The sequence below is a fragment of the Xenorhabdus sp. SGI240 genome (assembly GCF_040081915.1).
GTDB classification, from domain to species: Bacteria; Pseudomonadota; Gammaproteobacteria; order Enterobacterales; family Enterobacteriaceae; genus Xenorhabdus; species Xenorhabdus bakwenae.
Genome location: NZ_JBEBMB010000006.1, coordinates 49,196 through 69,080 on the forward strand (window position 1 = coordinate 49,196; position 19,885 = coordinate 69,080).

14 protein-coding genes and 2 pseudogenes are annotated in these 19,885 nt (G+C 42.8%); 10 read left to right on the top strand and 6 right to left on the bottom strand.

Annotated elements, in window-relative coordinates:
• Nucleotides 1-3 precede the first annotated feature (3 nt).
• Complete coding sequence (gene hemA, locus ABLA76_RS02340) at nucleotides 4-1,266, bottom strand: glutamyl-tRNA reductase (protein WP_348986713.1); 1,263 nt, start codon at nucleotides 1,264-1,266, stop codon at nucleotides 4-6.
• 297 nt (nucleotides 1,267-1,563) lie between these two features.
• Between hemA and lolB the strand changes: the two genes are divergently transcribed.
• The 5 genes from lolB (at nucleotide 1,564) to ABLA76_RS02365 (ending at nucleotide 9,090) form a co-directional block, all read left to right on the top strand.
• Entirely contained in the window at nucleotides 1,564-2,181 is a 618-nt protein-coding gene (lolB, locus tag ABLA76_RS02345) for a lipoprotein insertase outer membrane protein LolB (protein WP_047767160.1), read from the top strand.
• Complete coding sequence (ispE, locus tag ABLA76_RS02350) at nucleotides 2,181-3,101, top strand: 4-(cytidine 5'-diphospho)-2-C-methyl-D-erythritol kinase (RefSeq protein WP_348986714.1); 921 nt, start codon at nucleotides 2,181-2,183, stop codon at nucleotides 3,099-3,101. The genes lolB and ispE overlap by 1 nt, the downstream gene beginning before the upstream one ends.
• A gap of 54 nt (nucleotides 3,102-3,155) precedes the next feature.
• Complete coding sequence (prs, locus tag ABLA76_RS02355; RefSeq protein ID WP_348986783.1) at nucleotides 3,156-4,103, top strand: ribose-phosphate diphosphokinase; 948 nt, start codon at nucleotides 3,156-3,158, stop codon at nucleotides 4,101-4,103.
• A 777-nt stretch (nucleotides 4,104-4,880) separates the two neighbouring features.
• Nucleotides 4,881-6,872 (top strand): autotransporter domain-containing protein, encoded by a 1,992-nt coding sequence (locus ABLA76_RS02360; protein WP_348986715.1) that lies wholly within the window; start codon nucleotides 4,881-4,883, stop codon nucleotides 6,870-6,872.
• A 247-nt stretch (nucleotides 6,873-7,119) separates the two neighbouring features.
• A complete protein-coding gene (locus ABLA76_RS02365; RefSeq protein ID WP_348986716.1) occupies nucleotides 7,120-9,090 on the top strand; it encodes an autotransporter domain-containing protein in 1,971 nt (656 codons plus the stop codon).
• 61 nt (nucleotides 9,091-9,151) lie between these two features.
• Here the strand turns inward: ABLA76_RS02365 and ychH are convergent, their stop codons facing one another.
• A complete protein-coding gene (gene ychH, locus ABLA76_RS02370; protein WP_348986717.1) occupies nucleotides 9,152-9,427 on the bottom strand; it encodes a stress-induced protein YchH in 276 nt (91 codons plus the stop codon).
• 262 nt (nucleotides 9,428-9,689) lie between these two features.
• Here ychH and pth point away from each other — a divergent pair, with 262 nt between their 5' ends.
• The 3 genes from pth (at nucleotide 9,690) to ABLA76_RS02385 (ending at nucleotide 12,084) form a co-directional block, all read left to right on the top strand.
• Nucleotides 9,690-10,280, top strand: a complete 591-nt coding sequence (pth, locus tag ABLA76_RS02375; RefSeq protein WP_047767170.1) for an aminoacyl-tRNA hydrolase — start codon at nucleotides 9,690-9,692, stop codon at nucleotides 10,278-10,280.
• A gap of 110 nt (nucleotides 10,281-10,390) precedes the next feature.
• On the top strand, nucleotides 10,391-11,482 hold the full coding sequence (gene ychF, locus ABLA76_RS02380; RefSeq protein ID WP_348986718.1) for a redox-regulated ATPase YchF: 1,092 nt from the start codon (nucleotides 10,391-10,393) through the stop codon (nucleotides 11,480-11,482).
• A gap of 419 nt (nucleotides 11,483-11,901) precedes the next feature.
• Nucleotides 11,902-12,084 carry a hypothetical protein gene (locus ABLA76_RS02385; RefSeq protein ID WP_348986719.1) on the top strand — a complete coding sequence of 61 codons (183 nt, stop codon included), beginning with the start codon at nucleotides 11,902-11,904 and terminating at the stop codon, nucleotides 12,082-12,084.
• A 263-nt stretch (nucleotides 12,085-12,347) separates the two neighbouring features.
• Here ABLA76_RS02385 and ABLA76_RS02390 read toward each other — a convergent pair whose 3' ends face one another.
• On the bottom strand, nucleotides 12,348-12,563 hold the full coding sequence (locus ABLA76_RS02390; RefSeq protein WP_348986720.1) for a hypothetical protein: 216 nt from the start codon (nucleotides 12,561-12,563) through the stop codon (nucleotides 12,348-12,350).
• A gap of 805 nt (nucleotides 12,564-13,368) precedes the next feature.
• Here ABLA76_RS02390 and ABLA76_RS02395 point away from each other — a divergent pair.
• Nucleotides 13,369-14,796, top strand: a complete 1,428-nt coding sequence (locus ABLA76_RS02395; protein ID WP_348986721.1) for an amidase — start codon at nucleotides 13,369-13,371, stop codon at nucleotides 14,794-14,796.
• A 214-nt stretch (nucleotides 14,797-15,010) separates the two neighbouring features.
• Here the strand turns inward: ABLA76_RS02395 and ABLA76_RS02400 are convergent.
• A pseudogene (locus ABLA76_RS02400) lies at nucleotides 15,011-15,172 on the bottom strand (IS5/IS1182 family transposase); the annotation flags it as partial.
• Nucleotides 15,168-15,278, bottom strand: a pseudogene (locus ABLA76_RS02405) (IS110 family transposase); the annotation flags it as partial. The pseudogenes ABLA76_RS02405 and ABLA76_RS02400, both read right to left, overlap by 5 nt.
• 480 nt (nucleotides 15,279-15,758) lie before the next feature.
• On the opposite strand from ABLA76_RS02405, the gene ABLA76_RS02410 reads away from it, so the two are divergent.
• The gene (locus ABLA76_RS02410) at nucleotides 15,759-16,745 is read left to right on the top strand and encodes a methyltransferase (RefSeq protein WP_348986722.1); all 987 of its coding nucleotides are present in this window, start codon (nucleotides 15,759-15,761) and stop codon (nucleotides 16,743-16,745) included.
• A 42-nt stretch (nucleotides 16,746-16,787) separates the two neighbouring features.
• On the opposite strand, the gene ABLA76_RS02415 is transcribed toward ABLA76_RS02410, so the two are convergent.
• Complete coding sequence (locus ABLA76_RS02415) at nucleotides 16,788-19,880, bottom strand: MexW/MexI family multidrug efflux RND transporter permease subunit (protein WP_348986723.1); 3,093 nt, start codon at nucleotides 19,878-19,880, stop codon at nucleotides 16,788-16,790.
• Nucleotides 19,881-19,885 lie beyond the last annotated feature (5 nt).

The window sequence follows — 19,885 nt, forward strand, 5'->3', positions numbered from 1 at the left end:
AGGTTAGTTATGATCCAGCCCAAGGCTGTCCCGTAATAGATTCAGGCGTTCCAAATCGCCATCACTGGCAGCCTGTTGGAGAGATTTAGTCGGTGTATGGATCAGACGATTCGTCAATTGGTGGGTCAATTGGTTAATGATCTGTTCGGCATCAGCACCCTGCCGTATGGACATCAATGCCTTTGCCGTCATCTCAGCCCTGATTTTCTCTGCCTGTTCTCGATATTCGCGAATTGTATTAACCGCGCCTTGAGAACGCAACCAATCCATGAAATAGCTGCTTTCTTGTTGCACAATCCCTTCCGCAACCACTGCCGCCGCTTTACGTTGGGCAAGATTTTGCTGAATGATAGCCTGTAAATCATCCACGCTGTACAGATAAACATCACTCAATTTTTCCACATCCTGTTCAATATCACGAGGAACGGCAATGTCAATCAGCAACATGGGTTGGTTACGACGTAATTTCAACGCTCTTTCGACCATGCCTTTGCCGATGATCGGCAAGGGGCTGGCGGTGGAGCTAATAACAATATCCGCTTCAGCCAATCGGGTATCGATATCTGGCAGGGAAATAACTTCTGCATTGACTTCACTGGCAAGCATCTGTGCCCGTTCTTTTGTCCGGTTGGCGATCATCATGCGATTCACACCATGCTCTTTTAGATGACGGGCAACCAGTTCGATCGTTTCCCCCGCGCCCACCAGCAGGATATTCAGTTGGGAAAGAGATTCGAAAATTTGCCGCGCAAGTGTACAGGCCGCAAATGCTACGGAAACGGCATTGGCGCCAATTTCTGTTTCTGTTCTGATCCGCTTCGCCACCGAGAAAGATTTTTGGAATAAACGTTCCAGTTCACTCGACAGAGATTGATAATTTTGCGACTCGGCGAAAGCCTTTTTCACCTGTCCCAAAATCTGCGGTTCCCCCAATACAAGGGAATCCAGGCCACTCGCAACCCGCATTAAATGGCTGACGGCCGCATTGTCTGAATACCAGTAGAGGCTTCCTGTCAAATCATCAGGGTTAAGTTGATGATATCGACATAGCCAATTAATCAGCTGTTCTTCAAAATTACCCTGTTGTTCAACACTGAGGTAAAGCTCTGTACGGTTGCAGGTGGACAGCACAACGCCGCCTCGCACCAGCGGTTGCTGGAGCAAGTCATCAAGCGCTAATCCTATCGTGTCAGGAGAAAAGGCCACCCGCTCACGTAAAGAAACAGGCGCTGTTTTATGGTTAATACCGAGTGCTAATAAAGTCATCTTAACTGCATTGAGTTATCATAGGAGGCAAGGTTATGATGATATCGATAATTATTCTCATAAACTCACACCCTTCATAAGGACTCTCATTGGTCGAGCATTCTACTTGATGCATCAGTGCAATAAAAGTCAATCAGGTGATTATGCGATAATTTTATTTGAGAATTCTCAGCGAACTTTCGCTAAATTACGTTATATGATTATAGGCTTGGGGAGCATACTTTAAGTTGTTATATAAATATTGCCATATTTATAATCGATAAAATACCACGCTCTCTTACTACCAAGGGTTACCGTATGAAAATGTCTGTTTTTTTTCGCTTACTTCCTCTCTCCGGCGTTTTACTGACTGCCTGTACAGTCACGCAACCCCCTATGGGCACGGGATCAGCGGATACACCACAATGGCACGCCCGTGAACAGCAATTGCAAAAATTAGGGCATTACCAAACCCGAGGTTCTTTCGCTTATCTGGCAGATGAAAAAAAAGTGTACGCCCGATTTTTCTGGCAACAATATTCGCCTGACAATTATAAATTATTGCTGCTCAATCCACTGGGTACAACAGAGTTGGAATTATTCGTTAAACCGAATATGATTCAGGTCACGGATAATAATGGTAAAAAATATCTCAGTGATAAACCCGAATCTTTAATTTACCAACTGACCAATATGAATATTCCTCTGGATAATCTACGAAGCTGGATCATCGGACTGCCTGGTAGTGCCAACGTTTTTCAGTTGGATGCAAATTACCTGCTTAAATCCGTTAGTGACAAAAATGATGGTGAAGTTTGGCGAGTGAATTATCAAGGATACGATACCTCGATCACGCCAGCCTTACCCACCCGACTGGAGCTGACACAAGGAAACAACCGCATAAAATTAAAGATGGATAACTGGACAATTCAATAATGACGTTAACCTGGCCTTCTCCGGCAAAATTGAATTTATTTTTGTATATCACCGGGCAGCGGCCTGACGGCTACCACGAACTGCAAACACTGTTTCAATTTTTAGATTATGGCGATGAAATCACTATTTCACCGCGCCAAGATAATCAAATCCGCTTACTGACGCCGGTTGCGGGTGTAGCCCATGATGACAACCTGATCGTACGGGCAGCCCGATTATTGCAGAACCATCTATTACAAAAACGCACATTACAGCATCACCATGCAAACACTCAATTCGGCACCGGGCAATCTGTCACCGAACATTTGGGCGCCGATATCTGCGTTGATAAATGCCTGCCAATGGGCGGAGGTTTAGGCGGCGGCTCTTCCAATGCTGCAACGATATTGATTGCCCTGAATTACCATTGGCAAGCCAATCTGCCCGATGATGAATTGGCGCAGCTTGGCGTCTGCCTTGGGGCAGACGTTCCCGTATTTGTCAAAGGCCATGCCGCTTTTGCCGAAGGTATTGGAGAAAAACTCCAGCCTGCTTCACCGGAAGAAAAATGGTTTTTGATTGCCCACCCTGGAATTGAAATATCGACTCCGACAATCTTCACAGATCCTGAATTAAAAAGAAATTCTCCGATTCGCTCTCTACCCGCATTATTACAGGCACCATTTGCCAATGATTGTGAACCAATCGCAAGAAAACGTTTTCGTGAGGTTGAACAGCTTCTTTTATGGCTGTTAGAATACGCACCGTCACGCCTGACCGGAACCGGTGCATGTGTTTTCGGCGAGTTCGAATCAGAAGCATCGGCCCGTAAGGTGTTAAATGAAACTCCAGAGTGGATGCAGGGTTTTGTTGCGCGTGGCGTTAACATTTCGCCATTGCATACATTCCGCTCTGGGATACCCGTGTTATTGAACCAATGAGTTTGTTTGATTGGTCAACAATATCTCTCTGGACGCAAGCCTGAGGTTTTTCTCGTGCCCGATATGAAGCTTTTTGCTGGTAATGCCACACCTGAACTAGCACAACGTGTTGCCAACCGCCTGTACACTAATCTGGGAGACGCTGCTGTCGGTCGTTTCAGCGACGGTGAAGTCAGTGTTCAAATCAATGAAAATGTACGTGGTGGTGATGTTTTCATCATTCAGTCCACCTGTGCACCGACCAATGATAACCTGATGGAATTAGTTGTTATGGTCGATGCGCTACGTCGTGCTTCTGCTGGTCGTATTACCGCTGTTATTCCTTACTTCGGTTATGCCCGTCAGGATCGCCGTGTCCGTTCGGCACGTGTACCTATCACTGCAAAAGTTGTTGCTGATTTTCTGTCCAGCGTTGGTGTAGACCGTGTTCTCACTGTTGACCTACACGCCGAGCAGATCCAAGGTTTCTTTGATGTTCCAGTTGATAATGTATTTGGTAGCCCAATCCTTCTGGAAGATATGCTCCAGAAAGAGCTGGAAAACCCAATTGTTGTCTCCCCAGATATCGGCGGTGTTGTTCGCGCCCGTGCGATTGCCAAGCTACTGAATGATACAGATATGGCTATCATCGATAAACGTCGCCCACGAGCAAACGTTTCTCAGGTCATGCATATTATTGGTGACGTTGCTGGCCGTGATTGCGTTCTGGTTGATGACATGATCGATACAGGTGGCACACTGTGCAAAGCAGCTGAAGCATTGAAAGAGCGCGGAGCGAAACGGGTATTTGCTTATGCAACCCACCCTATTTTCTCTGGCAATGCAGTGGAAAACATCAAGAACTCAGTGATCGATGAATTTGTGGTCTGTGACACCATTCCTCTGTCTGATGAGATTAAGACGTTGAACAAAGTTCGCACTTTGACACTGTCTGGCATGCTTGCTGAAGCTATCCGCCGTATCAGTAATGAAGAGTCAATCTCTGCGATGTTTGAGCACTAATGTTTAAGTTTTTAGCTTAAATGTTGAGCTAAAACTTATTCAAGTGATTAAATAAATCATTGCCTGAAAAACCCCGTTGTTGCATTTGCAGCAGCGGGGTTTTCTGTTTATTTGATATATTTAGCTAATGTTTTCGTCTTGAATTAATTATCAATATCAATAGTTTTTATTTGAAAATAATTAATTTTTTCAAAAAGTTACCTGGCTGTTGTAAATTTCATTCAATAAAATAAAACGATTAAATTGACATACAATCTAATATTAATATCCCACAATTATTCCAACTCATCTGGTACGTCCAGTTCCAAATGCTCTAACAATACTGGTGTCACTGGATAGTTGCTGCTAACCTGTCGCACGCTTAATGGCGGGGGTTTTATTTCCTTGCATCACACAATAGTATTGAAAAACAGGTATTATTTCTTATCTAAAAAAATAAATTATCTTAATATATAAGCTATCAATATCCAGAAGCGAAAAGAATAATTTTTGACTGGTTATTTTATATTCATGTTTAAGAGCGGAAATTTTTAAGCTCACATTATCCATAAAAAATGCAAAGCAACATGGCAGTTCAATAACCAGAAACCATAATTAATCGTAGGCAGCCGTTATTAATAAGTCAGCTGTCTTATATGGGGTTATTTCAATATTAAACATATCAACATCTCTAACCTGCTGAGGAAGAGTTGCAGGATGCTTTTTGTCCAAAAACAAGCTTTTCCAAAGACAAGATGTTGATTAATAGCAAAAACGACCTTTTTAAGGAGAGTGCCAATGAAAAAGGCATTTTTATTTACACCTGCACTGCTAGCGCTTTCAATCAATGCTATTTCTAATGCTCATGCTTATAGCCAAGTTTATGTTTTTGGTGATAGTTTGAGTGATAGCGGGAATTTGGGCCGTTTTACCAGTGATGGCAAGAATAGCGTATTGTATGATGAATACTTTACCCAGCAAATAATCGGCAAGACATTGATGCCTTCCAACCGTAAAGGAACTAATTATGCTCAGGGAGGCGCAACCGCTCTTGAAATTCATCGTCAAGATCCTCGATTGAATGCCTTAAATCCTACTACAAAAAAACAGGTTAGCGATTATCTCAGTCAAAACAATAATCAGGCAGATTCCAATGGCATATTCATTCATTGGGTAGGTGGTAACGATCTCGCCGAAGCCTTAGTTGTTGGACTGAAAAATCCTTCTGAGGCTTATAAAATGATCAATACCAGTGCTACCGAAGCCGCTAATCAAATTGATGAACTCATCGATGCAGGTGCAGGGCTGATTGTCGCACCCACAGTCCCTGATATAGGAACGACGCCTACTCTTTTGGGTGGCTTAATAAAAACAGGGTTGGAAGAGAAAGGCGTTTCCGAAAACACCAGTAATGCTATTTTACAAGATGTTCATGTAGGACTTAATAAACATGAAATTCCCAATGATCAGGCTCGTGATATTGCCCTAAAAACAGTGTTTCACACCTTAGCACAAAAAGGTACAGAAATAATTCCAGGGGCTTCTGCGGAACAAATTGAAAAAGAGCTTACGGAGAAATATGAAAAAGCCAGCAAGGATGCCACAGACTCCACAAATCTCTATAACAAACTCATAGATGAGAAGATCAGCCAAAAAAAGGCCAATATCTTGCGTGCCGATATCAATGGCTTGCTGAATGAAGTCATTGCCAATCCTCTGATTTATGGCATCCAAAATACATTAGGTTATTCCTGCGCATTAAATGTAGGTGCCAATAAATGCTCCGTCAACGATCCAGGGTTTACTAAAGACAAAGAATTTTTATTCTCTGATTCTTTCCACCCAACTCCGTTGGGACATAAAATAATGGGCCAATACATAACCTCTATCTATATTGCCCCATCACAGGTAATGATCCTGACGCAAGTTAACCGTACCTCCGTTAAAAGCGCCCTCTCCTCCCTTGATGGTCACCTGCAACAACTGCGTAACGGTGGCAACGAACAGGGCAAAGTCGGTGTCTTTGGCGGCTACACGGGCAACCGGGATAAAACCTTTACACTGGGTAGCGATTATCAGCTGATAGATAACCTGCTGTTGGGTGCCATGTACTCTAACTATAAAGAGGAGCGCTCACCTATTGCCGACTTTTCTTATGCAGGCCGTGGTCATGTTTTGACAGCGTATACATTGTGGAACTATTACAACAATGGTTGGTTAAGCGGTGACTTCCATTATTCGCGCACCGATTATGACAGCCTGACCCGTGCCATCCAGCTTGGAGAAGCGACACGCAGGGAAACCGGTTCTACCACGGGTAAACAATGGGGAGCACGCATTACCGCTGGTTGGGATATTCCTGTTACTCACTATCTGACCACCAGCCCAATCATCCAGTATGCCTGGGATAAAGGTGAAGTTGATGGCTACCGTGAATCCGGCAACAATAGTACTTCCATGCATTTTAGTGATCAGGATTATACCTCTAACGTTGGCACCCTGGGTTGGCGCGTAGATACTAAACTGGGCCATTTCAATCCTTACGCTTCTGTTCAGTTTAATCACCAATTTAGTGATACACGCTACAAACTGAGCAGTGCCATTAATTCCACCAAAACGTCTTTTGTACAGGAAGGTGGCAAACAGAGTACTAACTGGCGTCAATATACGGTGGGTTTGAACGCAAACCTGAACAAGAACCTGCGCGGATTTGCTTCCGTCACCCGTAATGACGGCAATAGCCAAGATCCTAGCTACCATTTCAGCTTAGGTATCAACGCGAGTTTCTAAGAAAGTACTGACTCAGGGGCGCAGGGCTATAAATATTATGGCCCCGCGTTTTTATTTCATTATCGTTCAACATTTGCATACCTTAGTTAACATTTCATTTAATTTTCGTATATGCAAAGGGAAGTAGTATCGGACTGAAACAATCAGAAAATCAGCCATCAATCGGAGTAAAATGGGTAAATACCCTTTTAAATCAATGTGTTTTGGCTGGCATGAAAATAATGCGCTGTTTTTTCAGGAGAACGATATGAAAAAAGCACTCTTTTTAGTATCAGCCACGACCACACTGCTAGTTAACCTCATCACAAATGCTTACGCCTATAACAATGTGTATGTTTTTGGGGATAGTTTGAGTGATGGCGGGAATATTGGAAGATTTACAACCGATGGAAAAGACGCTGAACTCTATGATGAATATATAGCCCGAAATCTCACTGGCAAAAAACTGACCCCCTCTGAAAATGGCGGGACCAATTATGCGTATGGAGGAGCAAAAGCTAACGATTCTGATATATTTTTTATCCACTCAACACAACAACAGCTTGATGACTATTTGCAAGCGCACTCAGGACGGGCTGATCCGAACGGTTTATACATACATTGGGTGGGAGGCAATGATATAGCTCAGGCTCTGCAAGATTCGGCGCAAGGTGACGAAAAAACAGCACAACAGCGTATCAATGACAGTTCTGCATCCGCCGCAGCGCAGATTAATCGACTCATTAAGGCTGGAGCGGGGTTAATTATTGTACCTAATGTTCCCGATATTGGTGCGACCCCTAAAATTATGGAAGCCGTGCTTAAAGGCGCATTAGAAAAAAGCAAAATACCCAAGGACGAAATCGACAACATTCTGAAACAGGCTCATGAAGCTATCAACAAGTACCCGACACCGAATACGAAAATCAGAAATGGAATCATTCAGGGGGTGTTTAAAAAAATTGCTGAAGGTGCTTCTCCCCAGGATCCAGACAAAGCAAACGAAATTTATCATCAATTGCTTGATGCTTATAATAATACCAGCAAAACTGCTTCCCAATTTTCCAACAAATTTAACCAAAACGAAGAAAATCAACTCATTGACGGCAATATCCTGTTTGCCGACGTCAAGCATCTCTTACATGAAGTCATTGATAACCCGACCATTTATGGTGTTTCTAATACCCTTGGTTATGCCTGTCCACAAGGTGAGATGGCGCTTGTTTGTTCTTCTTCCGATCCCGGCTTTGATAAAAGCCAACCCTATTTATTTTCCGATAGCTTCCACCCGACCCCTTACGCACACAAAGTCATCGGCCAGTACATCACGTCTATCTACAACGCACCTTTACAAGTGATGGCATTGAATCATATTAACCGAGTCCCAACGACTACCGCACTAAGCTCACTTGATGGTCACCTGCAACAACTTCGCAATCATCATCAGGCCAAAGGTAAAGTTGGCATATTCGGGGGTTATACAGGCAATCGCAATAATACCCTCTCATTGGGCAGCGATTATCAACTGACGAATAATTTACTATTAGGCGCAACAATTTCCCGTTATAAAGATGAACAAAATGCAACACCTAATTTCAACTATGCTGCTACCGGTCATGTCATAACCGCTTACACACTATGGAACTACTATGGCAGCGGCTGGCTGAACGGTGATGTCCATTATTCACGTACCAATTACGACAATCTGTCACGCTCCATTCAGCTTGGTCAAGCCACGCGCAGGGAATCAGGTTCAACGATGGGCACACAGTGGGGTTGGCGGATTGCAGCAGGCTGGGATATTCCAGTCACTCGTTACCTGACTACCAGCCCGATCATCCAATATGCATGGGATAAAGGGGAGGTTGATGGCTATCGTGAAACAGGTAACAACAGCACCTCCATGCATTTTGCAAATCAAAGCTATCACTCAAAAGTTGGCTCGGTGGGTTGGCGCGTAGATACTAAACTGGGCCGTTTCAATCCTTATGCTTCTATTCTGTTCAACCATCAATTCGATGATGAACGCTATGCTCTTCGCAGCGCGATCAATGCGACCAAAACAAGTTTCGTCCAACCGGGAGGGAAACAGAATAGAGATCATGTCCAATATACGGTCGGTGTTAATGCCAACCTGACCAATGACTTTCGCGCATTTGCCGCCGTATCACATGAAAAAAATGATAATGAACCGGATCATGACTACTATTTCAATCTCGGCTTCAATGTCAGCTTTTAATATACTGAACAATTAACCAATAAGGATAAGGCGGTAGCCATGACCGCCTTATCCAAAATAATCACGAATGTCGCTGGTTTTTACGGCAATAACGTTCATCGTAATTCTTCAGCCACCAATATTTATCAGTAACCTGTTCGCGGCCGCCAATACTGGCTCCTACCAGCCAAATAAACGCCCCAACAAACAATCCCATTAGTGAGAGGCTTGTCAAAAACTCCGAAAGACCAAAATTAAAGATATGACTGAGCAATACATACGCTAAACTAATAAGCATTGCCGCCATGCCCGCTCCCATGAGAATATTGCCAAAAATAAAAGCCTTTTTACGTCTCATAACTAACCTCCAATACTTTTTGTGAACGCTAATTTGCAAAGACAACGAACGCAAAAGCACGAAAGTAGATATCTTCTTCAAGATTAATTATAGGCTTATTATATGAAAGGTTATTGCGGCGGCGATCACAAGCTGTACAAATTTAAGCCTAATTTTTTACATTCCATCAGAATAATCTTTGTTAAATCAGTTTTGTACTCAAGCCTTGAGATAGGTAAACTAATCTCCTTTTTGTTCTATTGCCAATAAGCGAAATTAAACCGTGAGTAACATAAAATTAATCGTTGGCCTGGCAAACCCTGGAGCCGAATATGCACAGACCAGACATAATGCCGGAGCATGGTTTGTTGATTTGTTAGCACAACGCTATAACCAATCCCTGAAAGAAGAGAGTAAATTTTCTGGCTATACCGCCCGTATCAACGTGAATGGGCAGGATATTCGTTTACTGGTCCCCACCACTTTCATGAATCTAAGCGGTAAATCTGTCCTTGCCCTTGCTGGATTTTATCGTATTCTGCCGGATGAAATCCTGGTGGCCCATGACGAGCTGGATCTACCGCCTGGAGTGGCAAAAATGAAACTCGGTGGCAGCAATGGCGGTCATAATGGCTTAAAAGACATTCAGAACAAACTCGGTAATAATCCTAACTTCCACCGTCTGCGTATCGGTATTGGTCATCCGGGCGATAAAAACAAGGTCGTCGGTTTTGTCCTTGGCAAGCCGCCTGTCAGCGAACAAAAACTGATTGACGATGCCATAGATGAAGCGTTGCGCTGTACTGATATCCTGATTAAAGATGGCATGAACAAGGCAATTAATCGCCTGCATGCCTTTAAAGCCAGCGCTTAATTGGGAGTGCATGGCGCATCGGGTTATTGCGTGTATAATAGCGCCAATTTTGTAAACTCACCAACAAGCCTATTCTTGTTGGTTTATAAGTGATTTAAGGTGATAAATATATGGGATTCAAATGCGGTATCGTTGGCCTGCCTAACGTTGGGAAATCTACATTATTCAATGCGCTGACCAAAGCAGGTATCGAAGCAGCAAACTTCCCGTTCTGCACTATCGAGCCAAACACAGGTGTTGTACCGATGCCAGATCCGCGTCTTGAACAGTTGGCTGAGATTGTGAAACCACAACGCATTCTGCCAACCACGATGGAATTCGTAGATATTGCCGGTCTAGTAAAAGGTGCATCAAAAGGTGAAGGTTTAGGTAACCAATTCCTGACCAACATCCGTGAAACAGAAGCGATTGGCCATGTGGTGCGTTGCTTTGAAAACGACAACATTATCCACGTTTCTGGTCAGGTTGACCCTGCCTCTGATATTGACGTTATCAATACAGAACTGGCACTGTCGGATTTGGATACCTGCGAGCGCGCTATCCATCGTATCCAAAAGAAAGCCAAGGGTGGCGATAAGGACGCTAAAGCAGAACTGGAAGTCTTAGAAAAATGCCTTCCACACCTTGAACAAGCAGGTATGCTGCGCGCTTTAAATCTGAGTGCGGAAGAAAAAGCGATTATTCGCTATCTAAGCTTCCTGACCTTGAAACCAACCATGTACATTGCCAACGTCAATGAAGATGGTTTCGAAAATAATCCACACCTTAATACCGTCCGCGCCATTGCTGAAAAAGAAGGTTCCGTTGTTGTTCCTGTTTGTGCAGCGATTGAAGCCGATATCGCAGAGTTGGAAGATGCTGACCGCGAAGAATTTATGGCAGAGTTAGGTCTGGAAGAGCCGGGTTTGAACCGTGTCATTCGTGCAGGTTACCAGTTGCTGAATCTGCAAACCTACTTTACCGCAGGTGTGAAAGAAGTTCGTGCCTGGACGATCCCGGTAGGTGCAACCGCCCCACAAGCAGCGGGTAAAATCCATACTGATTTTGAAAAGGGCTTTATCCGTGCTCAAACTATTTCGTTTGAAGACTTTATCACTTACAAAGGTGAACAAGGCGCGAAAGAAACGGGTAAAATGCGTGCGGAAGGGAAAGACTATATCGTTAAAGATGGCGATGTGATGAACTTCTTGTTTAACGTCTAAATAGCTTCTGTAATCTCATGAGGTTTCACTGAAGCTCACTCAGACAGAAAAATCATATAAAATCCACGCGATTGCGTGGATTTTAATTTTTATCTGCCTGCGAATACAATAAATAACCCTAATAATTATCACACATGAAATAAAACATTCCCTTAACGTTATTTAAAAATATAAATCCATTCAAAATACTTTTTTATCTCTTTTGTGAACATTTTTTCTATAAAATAATAAAAAACAAATTGTTAAAAAAATGTAAACAAAACATCAATGCAATAAAAAAATCAATAGCAAAAAACACAGAACACTTGTAAAAATGAGTATGTTGACATTAATACTCGTTCTAACGTCAACTTCGTTTCTACATAATTTATCGTTATGCTTTTATTCATGTTAATTCCTAACTCTATGAGGTACAGATCATGAAAAGAAAATTAGCTGCTTGTATGCTTTCATTACTCGTAGGAACAATCATCACAACTAGCGCAAATGCATTAGTATGTAAGACATTTAATCCAGAGGTGCAGAAATCATGCGAAACTGCATGTAATTTAATACCTGATGGTGGCACCGGCCTTAAACTTCTTAAACAATTGTGTTTGTAACTATAACTTAGTATAACACTGTACAAAAAAACAAAGATATTATTGTCTTTATTTAATCATATTCTAGCCTGAATTTTACTGTACAGTAAAAATTTGAAGTTAGAATATAGAAAACAGTGACGACATAACACCTTAAAATATAATGGTGGGAGCGCTTTTAAGTGTTTTCCTAAATAAATAGGTAATAAAAGCCTCCCACTATTATTTATCATAATCAATGAGTTATTACACCCGATTTCATTGAAAATCTTTAAGAAATTTGATCAAGAACCAATCATCTTAGGGCGCAAGGCCAACATATGAAGCCTTGTCTCCTGTCCTTTTAACTGGTTAATTTGATGACGAAATATTTCTTTACAACTTGAATTGCCATGAATTAACAAAACAGGCAATCCATTTCCGCCCGTATCGATGACCGATATATTTGCATAACGAGTGCGGATATTATAGTGATGAATATGATGATGTGTAGTAACCATTATTTATCTCCTCAAGGGTCAATAACAGATTGGTTTAAGGAAATGTTAGAAATTTCGACTGTTCTACCGAATTGAGATTAGTTTAACGTTAATATTAATTTTATTTATAAAACCTGATTTTTTTATCCTCTGCAATATATACAGTGCTCTTTTCTCACTTAAAATCTATCAGTGACTGCATGTTTTTCGCCTATTTTTTAGATATACAAAACACCTATCACAAATTTTCAACATCAAACTTTGAACCAGATAAGTAATGTTGTATACCAAGCCAACCTTCAAGATGCGTGTTATATTTCCCCGCGCAGCGAGGAAATATAAGGCCTTGCGTCGTTCTACGGATTGCAACTTGGAATTTATCGAGTATATACAAGTGAATGCAAATATTTAACATTTATTACACAACATCATCTGGTAACCACATTATGACGATAAAAAATATGGCTTCCTCAAAAGTAAAGCGCCTGTTACAGCTATTGTCGCCATTGCTCTGGTCATCATGGCCATGACAGGAAAAATAGAAAATGCCAATAAACGTTTTCTCTCCATCTCGACGGCTTCCACAGGCGGAACTTATTATCCAATTTTCGAGATAATGGGTAACAAAATCTCTGGTAGCTCTGTTTATGGGAAACGGTCAAGGTGTTCCGCCCGGGTTGCTCAAGGCATTGATGCAATGCAATGTCTTAACGTAGATTGCAATATCGACGAACTGGACATTACCTCTTTGGACGCGTCATTTTCAACTAATTAGCATAATAAGGGGGCTTTCATGAAGCATGAAGACTATATTCAGCATGATGGTTTGAGTCTTGGAGAGCTTGTACGAAAGAGTAAAATAACACCGGAAGAACTACTGGATATAGCCATTACCCAGATGGAACGGATCCAACCTACGATCAATGCCGTGTGCTGGTCTGAACTCGACTTGGCGCGCGATCAGGCAAAGCAAATGCACCAAACCCTGCAATCGAACAAAGAAACATTCAAAGGTCAGTTCCTTGGCGTTCCAATGTTGCTGAAAGACCTCGGCATGACGGCAGAAGGATTTACCCTCACCAATGGATCGCGCCTTTTTAAGGGCTATAAAAGCGATCAGGATAATGAATTAGCCTTGCGTCTTCGCAAGGCTGGATTTAATTTTTTCGGGCGATCTACGACACCTGAATTTGGTGCGAACTGCACGACTGAAGCACTTGTTTATGGTGCACCAACGCGCAATCCTTGGAATACCACTCTTTCTTCAGGCGGATCTTCAGGTGGGGCAGCGGCAGCAGTCGCGGCCGGTATCTTGCCAGTTGCCCATGCTTCTGATGGTGGAGGTTCCATCCGAATTCCCGCCTCATGCTGTGGTCTCTTCGGTCTTAAGCCAACTCGTATGCGTAATCCAACAGGACCGATTGAAGGTGAAGGCTGGGGCGGTCTTAGCGTGGAACACGTCATTTCGAGGTCAGTACGTGACAGTGCAGCTGTTCTGGATGCGACACAGGGTAGAGACATCGGGGCTCCCTATTGTGCACCTATTTTTACAGGCCGCTATCAGGATTTAAATAAGACAGAACTTCAGTCATTACGCATAGGTCTGGTTACGAAATCCCCTTCCGGATTACCCGTTCACGCCGATTGCCTTGCAGCCGTTGAAGATGCTGCGAAATTGTGTGAAACATTGGGTCATCACATCATGCCGACAGAGTTGCATGATATTAATTATGCGGACTTTGGCCATGCCATGCGCCTGATCGTTGCGGCAGGCATCGCACAGGCCGTGCGGGCAGGTTGCGCCATGCATAATACGGCACCTAATCTTGACCTTCTGGAAATATCCATTTTCACCGCAATTGATTTTGCACAAAAACATTCAGCTGTAGATTACACTGATGCTGTTGTACTAATACATCAAATTGGCCGCAAGCTTGGGTTTTTCATGCAAAATTATGATGTACTTCTAACCCCTACACTTACCTCTCCTCCCGTTGAAATCGGGCGCTATGCAGCAAATCGGGACTATGTGACTCATCGTTCCGATACACTGCAATTTACGACATTCTTGCCATATTTTAACGCTAGTGGACAACCCGCTATGTCAGTACCCTTATACTGGAACAAAGATAATTTACCTATTGGCGTACAATTTGCAGCCGATGCAGGGCGTGAAGATTTGTTGTTCCAGCTTGCCTTTCAATTGGAGCAAGCAAGACCCTGGTTTGACAGATTAAGTCCTTTGGCTTTTTAACAAAGATGGAGAATGTAATGAACGCATCCCAATCACTTAGCTTTTGGTACTGTGCGAGAATTGAGAGATGAGGCGTGGTTCCTCTCAGATTTCCGGCCTTATAGTGTAACCGTCCGGTGATCTCACCTTGCTTTGCCAATGTTAGTAATTCAAACTTAATCTGATGAGATGGACGTCCCACATGGCGTCAATTGTACCAAAATGAATAGCATACTCATTTTATGGGAGTGTCCATACTGGCATAATTCCGTTCAAGTTTATCGTATCTCGTTGCTATTGCTCGAAAATGTTTTATTCGAGCAATAGCATTTTCCACCAAGTGGCTATAACGGTATAAATATTCATCAATACTTTGGTCTGTTTTTCGACTATTTTTGCCGTGAAATTTTTCGGTTCGAGGCGACAGAACCGTCCTCCATCCAGACACAGACTTGAAAAACGTTTTTGGCGAGGTCAATGCCAATGACTTTAATCGTATTCATGAGATGTTCTCCCGAAATTCAGTGCATCGGAAAAAAAGATGGCACTATTTGCTGCTGAAAAAGGGGACGTCCATCACATCACTACATTATAATGTTTATCAATTTCATACTATTATTTGATGCCATGTAGTGGTGACGGTTCATATAGAATGATAGGCAAGATCTCGCATTTTTAATATGGTTATCATGAGCAAAAATAACACTCTTTTCTTTCAATAAACATACAGACCAGAGATAGAAATCTATCAATGAAATCGTATTGAATGTATAAAATTATCAATACCTGACTAATGATTAATTTTTAATTAAAGTGGAATCCCTCCCTGTATAGAATGATGCAAGTTAAAAAGATAGCGTAACCAGATAGTTAACAACATGTCGTAATTGAATTTTTTCATACTAATGAATTCGAAAAATAAAATTATCGGTAAAAAATATTTTTCAACCCTATTGATAAAATTTGAATAAGGAAAATAAATAATGTTATTTGAACTGACGGTAGCTTATCGCAAATCGGCAGCACTATTTGCCTTTGTAGAGAGCAAAGCACCTTTATACTTAAATAACCAAGCAGGGAGAACGGTGAAAGAACTTGCCCAATTATGCAATATTCCACAAGATAAAATCGAACGGTTATGTAACTATATGCAATCCCTTAAAGTGTTAGAAAAAAAAGAGGATATGTTTTACCTTACTGAGCCATGCTTATCACTCAGTAATCCAAACAGTTTTAAAACAACGCATATAAAATTCGAGCTAAACCCAGCGGTCTGGAACGCCTGGTCACAATACAGCGCATCCTTAACTGAAACGAACAGTAAATCTGCCTTTGAGTTTTATCATAATGAACCCCTTTATGATTATTTCAGTCATGAGGAAAACCATTCCCACAAAATGGACTTTGATAATTTAATGGCAAAAATGTCTGAGGTAATGAGTAAATATATTATTACCTCTATCTCTTTAAATGGGATTTCTTCAATTATTGATATAGGTGGAGGGTTAGGCTCTTTGGCAAAAAATATAAAAATGCACTACCCTGATATTCAATGTCATGTCATGGATCAATATGATTTCACCCGAAATGAGTCAGAAGGAATTACATTTATCAATGGAGATTTCTTTTCTACTATTCCATCCGGATATGACGCCTATTGTTTAAAAAACGTCTTGCATAATTGGCCAGATAATCGGGCGATTAATATTCTTAAAAATTGCCATGATGCAATGAGTGAAAATTCTGTTTTATATATTATTGAGATGGTTAAAGAACCCAACATTTCAGATGCTGCATCATTTGATCTATATATGGATATTATGTTGTCAGGTAAAGCACGATATCAGTCTGAATTTCAATCGATCGCAGAACACGCTGGCCTGACAATCACCAATATACAAGACTTGAAACTTTCCCTAACCGGCAGTAGGGAGTGTATTATTGAAATGAAGAAACAACCTAAATTATAAATAAGATATCTCCCCGCTCTGCGGGGAGATATTGGCAGCAGGTTAATGTTTTGAGTTCAGTATCTCATCTGCTTTATTCAATAGCTGTTTTCTCGGTGTTACCGCTGCTGCTGTGTGATTTTTCGCCAAAAATACGTATATCGTCGGCAACACAAACAAGGTGAAAAACGTCCCCACCAACATTCCGGTGACGATCACAAGCCCAATACCAAAACGACTGTTGGCGCCGGCACCACTTGCAAACAGTAATGGGATCAAACCAATCACCATCGCCGCCGTTGTCATCAATACTGGACGAAGGCGAATTTTCGCCGCCTGTACGATGGCAGAACGTTTATCCAACCCCTCACTTTCCTGCAATTTATTGGCAAATTCCACCATCAGGATACCGTGTTTACTGATAAGCCCGATTAATGTCACCAGCCCAATCTGGGTATAAATATTCAGGGTGATATAACCCATCGCCAACGGTATCAGGGCACCACAAATTGAAAGCGGTACAGTGATAAGAATAATCAACGGGTCAACCAGGCTTTCATATTGCGCTGCCAATACCAGATAGATGATCACCAATGCGGCCAGAAACGTCAGAGCCAATGCGTTCCCTTCCTGCTTATATTGGCGGGAGTCTGATTGCCAGTCATGGCTGTAACCTGCCGGCAGATTATTCGCAATATCATCAAGAAGATCCACCGCTTGCCCTAATGTGACCCCAGGAGCGGGAATAGCTTGAAAAACAGCCGCATTCTGTTGGTTAAATTGGGTCAGTTTGTTGGGTTCGACTCTTGTCGAGACAGAAACGAGGGTCGAAAGCGGGATCATTTTTTGGTCTTCCGTCCTGACATAATGGTGAGACAATGCTTCCGGCGTTAATCGCTGACGACTGATACTTTGCGGAATAACATCATAAGAGCGGCCCTGCATACTAAACCGGTTGATGTAGTTTTCCCCGACCAGCACCGCGAGAGATTCGCCAATATCTTGCATTCTTATCCCCAGACTATTGGCTTTGGCACGATCAATCTGCACTTGTACCACAGGATTGTTGTAATCCAGATCGCTGTCCACAACAACAAACAGCCCACTTTCACGCGCACGTTGTTTGATCTCTTCCATCGTCCGGTATAGCGCAGGGTAGTCTTCAACACTGCGGAGTACCATTTGAATCGGCAAGCCTCCCGTAGAACCTGGCAATGGGGGGAGCTGGAAGATAAAGACACTGCTTCCCTCAACATCATTGACCTCACTTTGCAATTGCGCCTGAATCTCTGCCGCTGAGCGCTTACGTTCATCCCATGCCGATAAATTCACTCCACCAAAACTGGCCGAAGGCCCATCAGTACCATTGACAATCCATGTTTCGACCGCCTCTGGGATTTCACGGAAGATGCCACTCAGTTTATGAGCAAAAAGTTCTGCATAATCCAAATTAGCATATTGCGGAGATTTGATGGCGGCCAGCACCACTGCTTGGTCTTCCGAGGGGGCCAACTCCTGCCGAGCATGTTGATACAGCAAAGGCAAACTGATCACAACTAGTAAGACAAACCCGCCCATGACCCAACGGTAGCGCAATGAAACATTGAGTATGAGAGAATAATAATGCGCCAATTTTTCGAAAAAAACCTCAGCGGCCCGTGCAATTCGCCCCTCATTCTGTTTAGAATGAAGTAAAAAAGAACTCATCACTGGGGATAACGTTAACGCCACCACGCCAGACACGATAACGGAACCGGCTAATGTCAGCGCAAACTCTTTAAACAGTGCTCCCGTCAGCCCTGACATTAAGCCAATCGGCGCATAAACAGCAGCCAGTGTAATCGTCATCGCAATGACCGGTCCTGCCACTTCTCTTGCACCGATTAACGCGGCAATAACTGGTGGTTTCCCTTCTTCAATATGGCGGTGAACGTTTTCAACAACGACAATAGCATCATCCACCACCAACCCGATAGCTAACACCATTGCCAATAGCGTCAATAAATTAATGCTAAAACCAAAGGCCAGCATGAGTCCTGCCGCGCCCAACATCGATAAAGGAATGGCGACAATTGGGATCAGTACGCTACGTAATGAGCCTAAACAGAAGAAAATCACGGTAATTACAATGATTAGTGCTTCCAGTAAGGTATGTACGACTTCTTTAATTGAAGCATTAATAAAACGAGCAGTATCAAATGACAACTCTACTTCCACACCGGGTGGAAGAGTTTTCCGGATATCGGGAAACAGCTTATTGATGCCATCAACAATCACTAGCGGGTTTCCCGTTGGGGTGGAAAATAACGCCAGATACACCGCCATTTTATCATTGTATATACCGCTGCTGTCTGTTGTGGCAGAACCTAACTCCACAGTGGCAACATCTTTCAGACGGACTAATGCATTGCCGTCATTGCGAATAACGAGATCACGAAAATCCTCGATACTGGTCAGATCAGTATTCACATGGATATTTGAAATAACAAACTCCCCTTTGACTTTACCCGGTGCCGCCTGATAGTTATTCTGCCTGACGGCGGCGGCAACATCGGCGGCCGTCAATCCACGCCCTGCCAGCTTGTCCACATCCAGCCACAGGCGCATGGAGAGTTTCTGCCCGCCAAAAATTTCGATTTTTGAAACGCCCTCAATCGACGAATACATGGGTTCAACCACGCGGGAGAGGTAATCAGTCAGTGCCGATGCCGACAGCGTATCACTGGAAAATCCAACATAAGCCACAGCCGTGGATTCTCCCGATGAAAGTTCAATGACGGGATCATAAGCTTCTTTCGGCAGCTTGTACCTGACCTGATTGACCTTGGCCATGACTTGTGCCAGGGCTTGCGTTGAATTACGGTTCAATTCCATACGGACAGTGACAACACTCCTACCCTGTACAGAAGACGATGATAGATAATCCACCCCTTCGACAGAAGAGACGGCTTGTGCAATTGGTTGGGTGACAAACCCTTGCATCAGATCGGCGGATGCCCCCGGATAGGTCGTTGTAATGGTGATGGTTGAGCTTTCTAGTTGCGGATACTGCCGAATGTTAAGTTTGCTCACGGCAAACACGCCCAGTAACAGAATCAATGTGCTCACCACCAATGCGAGTACCGGACGACGAACGAAAAGATCGGTAAAAGTCATTTTTC

Bases quoted from the DNA above. Each gene is read 5' to 3' on its own strand.
- hemA (WP_348986713.1), bottom strand. From the start codon at position 1,266: ATGACTTTATTAGCACTCGGTATTAACCATAAAACAGCGCCTGTTTCT.
- lolB (WP_047767160.1), top strand. From the start codon at position 1,564: ATGAAAATGTCTGTTTTTTTTCGCTTACTTCCTCTCTCCGGCGTTTTA.
- ispE (WP_348986714.1), top strand. From the start codon at position 2,181: ATGACGTTAACCTGGCCTTCTCCGGCAAAATTGAATTTATTTTTGTAT.
- ABLA76_RS02360 (WP_348986715.1), top strand. From the start codon at position 4,881: ATGAAAAAGGCATTTTTATTTACACCTGCACTGCTAGCGCTTTCAATC.
- ABLA76_RS02365 (WP_348986716.1), top strand. From the start codon at position 7,120: ATGAAAAAAGCACTCTTTTTAGTATCAGCCACGACCACACTGCTAGTT.
- ychH (WP_348986717.1), bottom strand. From the start codon at position 9,427: ATGAGACGTAAAAAGGCTTTTATTTTTGGCAATATTCTCATGGGAGCG.
- ychF (WP_348986718.1), top strand. From the start codon at position 10,391: ATGGGATTCAAATGCGGTATCGTTGGCCTGCCTAACGTTGGGAAATCT.
- ABLA76_RS02385 (WP_348986719.1), top strand. From the start codon at position 11,902: ATGAAAAGAAAATTAGCTGCTTGTATGCTTTCATTACTCGTAGGAACA.
- ABLA76_RS02390 (WP_348986720.1), bottom strand. From the start codon at position 12,563: ATGGTTACTACACATCATCATATTCATCACTATAATATCCGCACTCGT.
- ABLA76_RS02410 (WP_348986722.1), top strand. From the start codon at position 15,759: ATGTTATTTGAACTGACGGTAGCTTATCGCAAATCGGCAGCACTATTT.
- ABLA76_RS02415 (WP_348986723.1), bottom strand. From the start codon at position 19,880: ATGACTTTTACCGATCTTTTCGTTCGTCGTCCGGTACTCGCATTGGTG.